Source organism: Lactococcus ileimucosae, from assembly GCF_943193185.1.
GTDB lineage: Bacteria > Bacillota > Bacilli > Lactobacillales > Streptococcaceae > Lactococcus > Lactococcus ileimucosae.
The window spans coordinates 1-5,597 of record NZ_CALPDE010000040.1 but is presented as its reverse complement, the minus strand read 5'-3'; the positions used below and the strand labels follow the sequence as shown (position 1 = coordinate 5,597).

The 5,597-nt window shown below is 31.5% G+C and carries 6 protein-coding genes and 1 pseudogene; 1 reads left to right on the top strand and 6 read right to left on the bottom strand.

Translation table 11 applies throughout. The features are described from left to right. Positions 1-407 precede the first annotated feature (407 nt). The 5 genes from NFR51_RS10505 to NFR51_RS10485 form a co-directional block, all read right to left on the bottom strand. Entirely contained in the window at positions 408-908 is a 501-nt protein-coding gene (locus tag NFR51_RS10505; protein WP_251713603.1) for a hypothetical protein, read from the bottom strand. Further along, complete coding sequence (locus NFR51_RS10500) at positions 909-1,421, bottom strand: stage II sporulation protein M (RefSeq protein WP_251713602.1); 513 nt, start codon at positions 1,419-1,421, stop codon at positions 909-911. Then, on the bottom strand, positions 1,411-2,049 hold the full coding sequence (locus tag NFR51_RS10495) for an ATP-binding cassette domain-containing protein (protein WP_251713601.1): 639 nt from the start codon (positions 2,047-2,049) through the stop codon (positions 1,411-1,413). Before NFR51_RS10495 ends, NFR51_RS10500 begins: the two co-directional genes overlap by 11 nt. A gap of 156 nt (positions 2,050-2,205) precedes the next feature. Continuing rightward, positions 2,206-3,606, bottom strand: a complete 1,401-nt coding sequence (locus NFR51_RS10490; RefSeq protein WP_251713600.1) for a hypothetical protein — start codon at positions 3,604-3,606, stop codon at positions 2,206-2,208. A 62-nt stretch (positions 3,607-3,668) separates the two neighbouring features. Continuing rightward, entirely contained in the window at positions 3,669-3,860 is a 192-nt protein-coding gene (locus NFR51_RS10485; RefSeq protein ID WP_202230425.1) for a hypothetical protein, read from the bottom strand. A gap of 493 nt (positions 3,861-4,353) precedes the next feature. Between NFR51_RS10485 and NFR51_RS10480 the strand changes: the two genes are divergently transcribed. Continuing rightward, positions 4,354-5,241, top strand: a complete 888-nt coding sequence (locus tag NFR51_RS10480; RefSeq protein ID WP_251713599.1) for an Rgg/GadR/MutR family transcriptional regulator — start codon at positions 4,354-4,356, stop codon at positions 5,239-5,241. Between the two features lie 76 nt (positions 5,242-5,317). Here NFR51_RS10480 and NFR51_RS10475 read toward each other — a convergent pair. Beyond that, positions 5,318-5,597, bottom strand: a pseudogene (locus tag NFR51_RS10475) (hypothetical protein); the annotation flags it as partial.

Sequence of the window (5,597 nt, the reverse complement as noted above, 5' to 3'; positions counted from 1 at the left end):
CCATGGAATATCGGATGGCATACCTCATTGAACATTAATTTGTTTTTTTACTGTCCGTTTTATTTGGTGCTTGACAGATTTCTTTAAACTCAGAAATCATGCTTTTTTAAGCTTCACTATCAAACGTTACCAGTACACTAATATTAGCATTCAAACATATTTGAGAGAGAATTCCTACAAGCTCTTCATGAAATGTTAGAAGTCTCTCAAAATATCAATCAAATCCTTTTCGTACTACTGCATTGCTGGGGCAAAGCTGAAGACTAATCTTAAAATTGTTGTAATGCCAATTGTTGAAAGACTCGGACTGACTTTGAAGGGCAGAAATTGTGAGAGGGCTAGAGCGATTAGGAACCCCAGTATATAGCCAACCACACCTGTTTGTAAAGAAAGATTGCTCGCTTGTCTTAAAGTAAAATGACCCCAACTAAAATATCTATGGCAAACAATAGTGATAATAATATCAATGTTGTTTTCGACTCTAGATTCACCCTTTTTCCTATGAGAAATACATAGATTCCATTTCTAAGAATAGACTGTACAATCAAAAGAAAATCATTGGGAGAAGCACCTCCAAAAAAATATCTAATCGAAAAAAACACAATTTGCACAGCCAAGGTAGCAATTAAAAGAAAATAAGTATTAGTCCAAAATGGTACTTTCTTTCCAGAAAGCAGATTTAGTATGATATTATTGATAAAACTAGTGAACAGAAACGTTAATAAAGATATTATTGCCGATAGGACAATTACAAGACTCAGAATATTTTTCATATTAACTTTAGAAGAAATGTCTTGAAACTCTTCAGTACTTGCAAAAATGTATCCCCCCAAAATATTAAGTCCCAAAAAAGCCACTAACATTAATAAGAATATAATTTTTTCTCTTTTATTTATCTTTGAATCCATCTATAATCCTTCTTTTATATAAATTGTTTCTATAATTCCAGCAGCCAGTAATAATAGTGGAGTCAAAATAATCTCCATTTTTTTCAAATGGAAAGTCGCCTTCCCAGATTTCCCCCAAATTTTAGCGCAAATAAAGTGCGAAAAACGCAAAGATAAGGCTAAACCTATAATTATAACTGGAATTTCTAATAATCCATGTAGATACCTCAAAAGTGAGCCCCACATTCCCACGTCCATTATCGAAAAACCAAGGCTCGCACCAAACACTATAAAATTATAGACGGACAAAAGAAGAGCTGGTAAATATGGAATAAGGGAAATTATTAGCATAAAAATGATAATCAAAAAATTTTTGATAAATATACGAAAAAATATACTCCAAAAATCTTGTGCTGAAGAATACATGGGAACCAGCTCATCATTTACGAATCCAAAAATAGCAATCAATATCCCGCTTAATAGACTGGCTAATAAAATGCTACTAGCTAAGGTGTAACTTTTTTTAATTCTCATAACTGATCAGCCCTTCCAAATCTAATTTCACATTTTCTAAATCATCAAGAATTCCTGTGTGAGAAACATTCAAAATATAGCTTTCTTTCCTTACCATGTCTAGAATCCGAAAAATTTCTTGCAAGCTTTTTCTATCAATATGCTCAAAAGCTTCATCGAATAACATAATCTTACATGAAGTCAAAACAGTAGCTATAAACGCTAACTTTTGTTTTGTACCCTGAGATAAATCCTTAACCAAAGTATACTCAAACTCTTTCATATTCAAATCTTCCATCATTTTTCGGGCTTTTTTCATATTGCTCTTTATTTCTCTTCGGTACAGACGCAAAATATATTCTACAAATTCAATACTTTTCAAAAACTCATAGCCAAAAAAATCCGAAGTCAGTTTTACAATTTCAAAGTTTTTCTTTACGTCAATCTTTTCTGTACCAATAGACACTCTGAATTCTTCAACGCTTAATTCTCCATTTAAAGCAGATAAAAAGCTGCTTTTTCCCACTCCATTTTTCCCAACAATATTTGTGATAATTCCTTTTGAAATTGAGGTTTCTAAAAAAGGAATGACTATCTTTTGTCCTTGATATAAATTTTTTACTTTGATATAAAATCTAGTATTTTCCATAAATCATCCCCATGATAAGTCCGGCTAAAAATAGTATTGCGCATGAACCAAAAAATAGTAAAGCAAATATGTTTTTCTTCTTTTTACTAAAAGATTTCAAAAAAAGGTGACTAGCATAAAGAAAAGCTATGCTGAGTGATAACAATGGCCAAGTATTCATATTCTTTTCTCTCCTCCCAGTTGTACTATTGCTTTTCCAAGCAAATAACTTGTAAACAAAATGAATATTGCAATATAAACTTTTATAAAGAACATCTCTGAAATATCAAGGTCTTCCACCTTATTGACAATCTGAGTTAAACCTATAAGAACCAATAATGCCAAGTAAATGAACGGATTGTATACTGCTTTTACAGACATTGTTTTGTCAATGGCCAAAGATTGATAATCTATCAAAATCGTACTTTCTTGTATTAAAGATAATACTAAACTTATAGGAACAGAAAGTAGAAAAAGTGTTCGTTCACTGATCAGTATCAAAAATAAAATGAGCATAGGAAAACTAATGATAAAAAGAGTGAAAACTTTTTCAAGCAATTTGAAGGAAAAACCTTTGAGACTCATTAAAAAAATATTTTTTTCCTTTTTGTTCGCAAACAAACATAAAAAATACCATAATTTTTCTACAAGATAAGAAAGATAAAAGTAAAAAGTAATCTCAAAAATCAGAAGCTGAATTTCTTCTTTGAATGGATAATTAAGTATTGAAAAAACAGATACAATAACGATTACAGGAATTAAAAATACGTCGTTAAAAACCTTGCTGTAAGGTGGAGCAATAAAATAATTAGATAAACCACGCGTTTTTATGCTCCATTCGGCCAAAAGTTTATTAGTAGCCATCGCCTCTTTTCTTCTTTTAAAACTTTTAATGGAAAAAAGATCAAATATAACCGATAGTGCAACAATCCCAAGAAGCATTTCCTTGAACAATCGCGAAACATCAATACCTAGTAAAATTTTAAGTAATTTATCAGCATCGTTATCTAAAACACTCCAAATAATCTTAGAAAATGAGTTCTTGACATTAATAGCTAAAAGTATAATTGCCAAGCTATTAATTAAATTAAAAAATAAGTGACGTCTTTCAATGATATTTTTACCAACAGAAAGTACTGCTAATAGAGCAAGGAGATGAAAAAACTCCTTGTTTATGAGTAGTAGAAGAGCTTCAACAAAAATAAATGCAAGAAAATTATAGACTAATAAAACATTACCTCTTTTAAAAAAATAGAAGAAACTTTTATTACTCGACATTTTGAGCAAGCGCTCAGGATATCCTAGTCCTCCTTGTATGTTGAGTCGATTATTTAAAATAAAGGAGCTGCCATAGCAATTCAAAAAAAGTAAAAATTCCAAATACACACTTTTTTCAAAAATAGTGTACAGCACGGACAATAAGGGAATGAGATACAGCAAGACAGACCTAACAAAACCAATCAAAAATGATAATTTCAAACAGACACGCTCTGGTAAATACGAAAAAATATCTCTTATATTGTTATTTAAACGATTACAAAAAGATCTAAAATCTCTTAGCATTAACAATCTAATCATCAATCCTCCAAAAAATAGACAATGGCAAAACTTTATTTGCCATTGTCATTCATCACTACATCCTATGCAGCAATAAATCGTTGCCAAAGTTTCCTCTGCGCATACTTTCTAAGAAGAGCAACAATCCCTGCAACACCTGTGAAAGCTCCAGAAAAAAGAGAAACCGCTGTCCAAATGTTCATTCCCATGCTTACCGCATTTGCAATACCTCGAGCCATTGTATAGCTCATACCAGTAGCAACTAAATCAAACATCACTTACCTCCATATTTTTAGTTATAGAAACTAAAATTGTTCCTATGTGGACTTACATTTTGTGCTATAACGAAATCTAACACATTTAATTTGTTTTCTAACACCGAAAAACCTTTAAAAAATTTTTCAGTACTTTTTATTGATACGTTTGTAGCTGCATCACCGCTGTACAGTACTGTAAAGTCTAAAATCCTGATGTAAGATACGATGGCTTATCAGTCAAAGCTACAGTAAACAAGGTCAACATTTTATGCTTTTTCAATATTCTTTTTCCTCCCCTTTTTTTAATTATATTAATATTGTATAATATATAACATACAATATTAATATAATACAATAAATTCAAACAGAAATTAAATTTTTGTTTCTCAAGAAACACAAATATATAAAACTGTAAATAAAGCCAAAATCACTCGAAAAAGTTGAATTAAACGGATGTTTAGCTATTTTTTCAAAAAAATTAATTTGTATATATAAAAATTTGGGAGAGTTTATGAAAACGAAAAAAGAAAAACAATTAAAATTCGGGAATATCCTCGGACAATGCTACAAAGACTTCCGAGTGGCAAAAGGATTTTCTCAAAAAGAAGCAGCTAGTGATGATATATCTATTTCACAGTTATCTAATTTTGAAAATGGACGAACGATGCTAACCAGTGATGTGTTTATCGCAACATTACAAAATATAAATGTGACTTTTTTAGAATTTCAAAATCTATACAATAAACGATTGGAACCAAATGATATCCTCCTTTTCAATACCGAAGTATCTGAAGCGTATATGAGCCGAAATATTTCAAAACTAGAAAAGTTATTATCTATAATAACAGACAAGATAAGTCAAGTTCCAAACAAGAAAAAGTTTAAATTGGATAAAATTAAAATCCAGTCACTTATAGCAAGCCTTGATTCTGATTTTCAAGTTTCAAAATCTGATATTAATTTTGTGAAACATTATCTATACGCTCTCAAGGAATGGGGGCAATATGACATTTGGCTATTTAGGCACTGCTTTCTTTTATTTGACTTCATTACAACGGCAGATTTGGCTCAAAAAATGGTTGATCCAACTAGTATAAATAACGATTTACACTATACCAAGCACGCCATGTTTCAAACTTTGAATAATATCATTAGCGTTTCAATTAACGATAAAATGTTTTCTCTGGCAGAAAAGTATATTAATTATCTTGAGAATAGTAATATCCATGAGTATTATCTCTATGACAAATTAACACTTCGATATAATAAGGCGATGCTTGCTTATAAAAGAGGAAACAAAGCCTCAATAGAAACTTTGAAAGAATGCAAAAGAATGTTTGAGTTTTGCGATTGCTACTACACTGCAAACTTAATCGCCCAAGAAATTAAAAATCTTTAGCCCTTAAAAATTTCACCCTACTGAAAATGTACAGCAAAAAAGCAAAGCTTTCTGCGAGAGAAAGCTTTGCTTTGCTTTAATTTGTTTGGTTGATGATGAGGGCTGGGCGCATGCCGCCATTCGCTCCAGCAGCATTTATGCCCCAGTGAGCATTTAACCATCCAGTAGCATTAGTTACACCTGTATCTCTATTAACAAACCAACCTGTATCAGGATTAAGACCTTGTGAGGAAGGTGTACGTGTCCACCAAAGTATATTATTTGGAGCTGCACGTTGTTCTCTATTAGGAAAAGCACGGCCTGGACCTGATAAGCGTAGCACATCTGCTACAGAAAGAGTAAAAGCACGTGGGGTG

Excerpts from the sequence above, each read along its gene's own strand:
- NFR51_RS10485 (WP_202230425.1), bottom strand. The coding sequence starts at position 3,860 with ATGTTTGATTTAGTTGCTACTGGTATGAGCTATACAATGGCTCGAGGT.
- NFR51_RS10490 (WP_251713600.1), bottom strand. The coding sequence starts at position 3,606 with ATGATTAGATTGTTAATGCTAAGAGATTTTAGATCTTTTTGTAATCGT.
- NFR51_RS10505 (WP_251713603.1), bottom strand. The coding sequence starts at position 908 with ATGGATTCAAAGATAAATAAAAGAGAAAAAATTATATTCTTATTAATG.
- NFR51_RS10500 (WP_251713602.1), bottom strand. The coding sequence starts at position 1,421 with ATGAGAATTAAAAAAAGTTACACCTTAGCTAGTAGCATTTTATTAGCC.
- NFR51_RS10495 (WP_251713601.1), bottom strand. The coding sequence starts at position 2,049 with ATGGAAAATACTAGATTTTATATCAAAGTAAAAAATTTATATCAAGGA.
- NFR51_RS10480 (WP_251713599.1), top strand. The coding sequence starts at position 4,354 with ATGAAAACGAAAAAAGAAAAACAATTAAAATTCGGGAATATCCTCGGA.